Raw genomic sequence first — 2,855 nt, 5'->3', positions numbered from 1 at the left:
CCACACCGAACGACCGCCACAACGCGGCCAGCGACACCATCACCGCCCACAGCACCGGCTGCACCACATCGACCCGGCCCCACAACGGATCATCCGCGCCCCGGAACACCACATCCCTGAGCGACCAGTCCACATACGGGCTCAGAGCCTCGCCGCACTCCTCCATCCGCGCGCCGAACACGGGCGAGGCGTCCCACAACTCACGCCCCATACCGACCCACTGCGACCCCTGACCCGGGAACACGAACACCACGCCGCCGTCGACGGCCCGCCCGGTCACCACACCCGCGCCCGGCGCACCCTCGGCCAACGACCGCAACCCGGCCACCAACGCGTCCCGGTCACCACCCAGCACGACCGCCCGCTGCTCGAACGCCGACCGCGTCCCCGCCAACGAGAAGCCCACATCCACCGGGCTCAGCTCAGGCCGCTCGACCACCCGTTCCAGCAACCGCCCCGCCTGCGCACGCAGCGCCGCCTCGCTCCGCCCGGAGACCACCCACGGAGTCAGCGGCAGGGGAGCGGAGACGGTTTCGTCCTCCGTGGGTTCGGCCGGCGGGGCCTCCTCCAGGATCAGATGGGCGTTGGTGCCGCTGACGCCGAAGGAGGACACGGCGGCCCGTCGGGGCCGGTCGGCCCGTGGCCAGTCGCGGTTCTCGGTCAGCAGCCGTACCGCGCCCGAGGACCAGTCCACGTGCGGTGTCGGCTCGTCCACGTGCAGGGTCTTCGGCATGATGCCGTGCCGCAGCGCCATGACCGTCTTGATGACGCCGCTGACGCCGGCCGCGTACTGGGTGTGGCCGATGTTGGACTTGATGGAGCCCAGCCACAACGGCTGGTCGGCGGGGCGGTCCTGACCGTATGTCGCCAGCAGCGCCCGTGCCTCGATCGGGTCGCCGAGCTTGGTCCCCGTGCCGTGCGCCTCCACCAGGTCGACATCCGCGGTGGCCAGGCCGGCGTTGTCCAGGGTGCGCAGGATGAGACGCCGCTGGGCCGGTCCGCTGGGGGCGGTGAGGCCGTTGCTGGCGCCGTCCTGGTTGATGCCGGTCTCCCGGATCACGGCCAGCACCGGGCGCCCCGAGCGCTGGGCGTCGGAGAGCCGCTGGACGACGAGCACGCCGACGCCCTCGCCCCAGCCCGTGCCGTCGGCGTCCGAGGAGAACGCCTTGCAGCGTCCGTCGGAGGCCAGCCCGCCCTGGCGGGAGAACTCCGGGAAGGCGCCCGGTGTCGCCAGCACCGAGACCCCGCCGGCCAGGGCAAGCGAGATCTCGTCCTTGCGCAGCGCCTGCACGGCCAGGTGCAGGGACACCAGCGACGACGAGCACGCCGTGTCCACGGTGACCGCGGGCCCCTCCAGGCCCAGTACGTACGCCACCCGGCCGGAGAGCACGCTGCTGGAGGTGCCGGTCAGCATGTAGCCGTCCAGCGCCTGCGGTGACGCGGCCAGCAGACCGGCGAAGTCCCCGCCGGTGCCGCCGAAGTACACGCCGGTGGCGCTGCCGCGCAGGGAACGCGGGTCGAGACCGGCGCGCTCCAGCGCCTCCCAGGACGTCTCAAGGAGGAGGCGCTGCTGCGGGTCGGTGGCGATCGCCTCGCGCGGGGAGATACCGAAGAAGTCCCCGTCGAAGTCGCCCGCGCCGCGCAGGAAACCGCCCTCCAGCGTGGTGGACGCGCCGGACTCCACGGCGTCGGTGCGGTACAGCCCGTCCAGGTCCCAGCCGCGGTCGTCGGGGAAGCCGGCGATCGCGTCCACACCCTCGGACACCATGCGCCACACGTCTTCCGGTGTGTCCGCCCCGCCCGGGAACCGGCAGGCCATGCCGACGATCGCGATCGGCTCGTGTGCCCTGTCCTCGACCTCACGCAGCCGGCGCTGGAGCCCCCGTGCCTCGGTGACGGCGCGCTGCAAGTAGGCGCGGTACTTCTCGTCGTCGGACATGTCGTTCCCAGCTCCTTGGTGGTGTGTTCCCGTCGCTCCTGGACGGTCGGCTGCCGGGCCCGGCCCCCGAGGCCGGGCCGGGCCCGGTCAGAGGCCGAAGCCCTGGTCGATCGCGTCGAAGAGGTCGTCGGTGGTCGCGGCGTCGAGGTCGGCGAGGTCGTCACCGGCGGACGGTTCGTCGTCCCGCGTGCTCCACTTCGCCAGCAGCCCGCGCAGCCGGCGCACGACCCGGTCGCGGTCGCCGTCGCCCGCGTCGATCGCCCCGAGGGCCGCCTCCAGGGCGTCCACCTCGGCGAGCGCGGCCTCGACGCCGGACAGGCCGGCCGGGGCGAGCTCGGTGAGCAGTTCCGCGGCGAGCGCGGTCGGCGTGGGGTGCTCGAAGACGAGCGTGGCCGGCAGCCGCAGCCCGGTGGCGGCGCCCAGCCGGTTGCGGAACTCCACGGCGGTCAGCGAGTCGAACCCGAGCTCGCTGAAGGACTGCTCCGCCGCGACCGAGGCCGCCGAGGAGTGCCCCAGCACCACCGCGGCGTGGGAACGCACCAGGTCCAGCAGACGACGGTGCTGTTCGGCCGGGGGCAGCCCGGTCAGCCGGGTCCGCAGCTCGGAGCCGTCGTCGCCGGCCCGCACCACCCGCCGTGCGCTGCCGCCCTGCGCCAGCCCCCGGAAGAGATGCGGCACCTGGTCCGCGCCGGCCCGCAGCGCCGCCCCGGTGATCCGGGTGACCACCTGTAGCGGTACGTCCGCCCCGCAGGCCAGGTCGAACAGGGCGAGCCCCTCCTCGTCGTCCAGCGGCCGCATCCCGGCCCGCTCCATCCGCTGCACCTCATCGTCGGTGAGGTGGGCGGTCATGGTGCTGCGGGTGTTCCAGAAGCCCCAGGCGAGGCTGGTGGCGGGGTGGCCGTGGGCGCGGCGGTGA

The 2,855-nt window shown here is 73.8% G+C and carries 2 protein-coding genes; both read right to left on the bottom strand.

The window, feature by feature from the left end; translation table 11 throughout:
- Positions 1–1,939 (bottom strand): type I polyketide synthase (locus tag KUM44_RS45980; protein WP_254390389.1); only part of this gene is annotated, 1,939 nt, incomplete at its 3' end.
- Positions 1,940–2,026: 87 nt separating this feature from the next.
- Positions 2,027–2,855: phosphopantetheine-binding protein (locus tag KUM44_RS45975; protein ID WP_254390388.1), on the bottom strand; the 829-nt coding region annotated here is incomplete at its 5' end.

Source organism: Streptomyces sp. AC550_RSS872 (genome assembly GCF_019049285.1).
Lineage (GTDB): Bacteria > Actinomycetota > Actinomycetes > Streptomycetales > Streptomycetaceae > Streptomyces.
This window is presented reverse-complemented; position numbering and strand designations above follow the sequence as displayed.